General features: G+C 74.5%; 1 protein-coding gene. It reads right to left on the reverse strand.

What is annotated here, in order from left to right:
- Window positions 1-2,170, reverse strand: a 2,170-nt coding sequence (locus NBY69_RS37085; RefSeq protein WP_250306681.1) for an amino acid adenylation domain-containing protein, incomplete at both ends; no start/stop codon positions are given.

Here is a 2,170-nt window from a genome sequence, read left to right on the forward strand (position 1 = left end):
GTCCGTACCCGCACCCAACCGCGTGTACAGCGCCGCCAACGCCGCCTGCAGCACCATGAACAGACTCGTCCCGGTACTCCGTGCCAACTCCACCAGATTGCTGTGCAGTTCGGCGTCGAGCTCCAGGCCGATGTGGTCTCCCTGCCAGCCGGCGACGGCCGGGCGGGGCCGGTCGGCGGGCAGCTGGAGCAGCTCCGGCAGGTCGGACAACTGCCGCTTCCAGTAGTCGAGCTGCTCGGCGAACCGGCTCCGCGGGTCGGCAGCGTCGCCGAGCAGCTCGCGCTGCCACAGCGTGTAGTCGGCGTACTGCACGGGCAGGGTCGGCCGGTCGGCCGTCCGGCCCTCGCAACGGGCCGCGTACGCCTCGGCCAGGTCGCGGGCCAGCGGCCCGGTGGACCAGCCGTCAGCGGCGATGTGGTGCATGACCAGCAGCAGCACGTGCTCGTCCGGCGCGAGAGCGAACAGCTCCGCCCGCAGCGGCGGCTCCGTCGCCAGATCGAAGGGCTGCCGGGCGGACTCGGCGAGCCCCTGCGGCAGTCCGCCCTGTGTCGCTACGGTCGGCCGGACCCGGAGGCGGACCGCAGCCGGGTCCAGTACGCGCTGGCAGGGTACGCCGCCGACCTCCGAGAACACCGTCCGCAGGCTCTCGTGCCGGGCCACCACGTCGGCCAGGGCCTGGTCCAGTGCGGGGCGGTCGAGCGTTCCGGTCAGCCGCAGCGCCAGCGGGATGTGGTACGTCGCGGCGGCGGCGTCCATGCGGTGCAGGAACCAGAGCCGACGCTGGGCGAAGGACAGCGGAACCGCCTCGGGCCGTTCGTACGGGCTCAACGCCGGGCGGGCACGGCCGGCCTTGGCCAGCGCCTCGGCCAGGCCCGCCACGGTGGGCGCCTGGAAGAGTGCGCGCAGCCCGAGTTCCACGCCGAGCACCGAGCGCACCCTGGCGGCCAGCCGGGTGGCGAGCAGGGAATGCCCGCCCAGCCCGAAGAAGTCGTCGTCGACCGAGACCTGCGGCACGCCGAGCACCTCGGCGAACAGCCCGGCGAGGATCTGCTCCTGCGGAGTGCGCGGCACTCGCCCGCTCCCTGCGGGAGCGGCTTCGGGCGCGGGCAGCGCCGCCCGGTCCAGCTTGCCGTTCGGCGTCAGCGGCAACACGTCCAGCACCATGAAAACGGTCGGCACCAGGTAGTCCGGCAGCCTCTCGCGCAGGTGCGCCGCCAGCTCCGCGGGGCGGGCGGCCAGGTCGGAGCGGGCCACCACGTAGCCGACGAGCCGGTCGTCCTGGGCCGCGACGGCGGCCTGGGCGACGGCGGGGTGTTCGGCCAGGGCGGCCTCGACCTCGCCGGGCTCGACGCGGAAGCCGCGGACCTTCACCTGCTGGTCGGCGCGGCCGACGTACTCCAGCTCGCCGTCGGGCCGACGCCGCACCAGGTCGCCGGTGCGGTACATCCGCGCGCCCGCCGGACCGAACGGGCAGGCCGTGAACCGTCCCGCCGTCAGGCCCGGCCGGTCCAGGTAGCCGCGTGCCAGACCCGGGCCGGCAACGTACAACTCCCCTGCCACGCCCGGCGGTACGACGCTCAGCCGCTCGTCCAGTACGTACGTCCGGAAGCCCGCGACCGGTCGCCCGATCGGCGGCACACCGGACCCCGGGGACAGCGGGTCGCTCATGGTCGCGCACACCGTGGTCTCGGTCGGGCCGTACGCGTTGATCATCCGCCGCCCCGGCGCCCAGCGCTGCACCAGCTCCGGCGAGCACGCCTCACCCGCCACCACCAGGGTGGTCGCCGTGAGTTCGGTGCCGTCCAGCGCGGCCAGGGCCGAGGGCGGCAGCGTCACGTGAGTGACGGAGAACCGGAGGTCCGTCAGGGCCTCCAGCGGAGTCTCGGCGGGGGCCAGGACGAGGGCGGCACCGGTGAGCAGCGCGCTGCACAGGTCCCAGAAGGACGCGTCGAAGCTGGGCGAGGCGAACTGGAGCACCCGGCTGCCCGGTGCCACGCCGAGCCGGTCGACCTGGGCCGCCACCAGGCCCGACACTCCGGTGTGGCTCACGACGACGCCCTTGGGGCGGCCGGTCGAGCCCGAGGTGTAGATCACGTACGCCGGATGCCGGACATCGAGCGCGACCCCCGGGTCGGTGTCCGGCCAGTCACCCCCGACCACCATGGCCGGA

Source organism: Streptomyces sp. A 4/2, from assembly GCF_940670765.1.
Classification (GTDB): Bacteria; Actinomycetota; Actinomycetes; order Streptomycetales; family Streptomycetaceae; genus Streptomyces.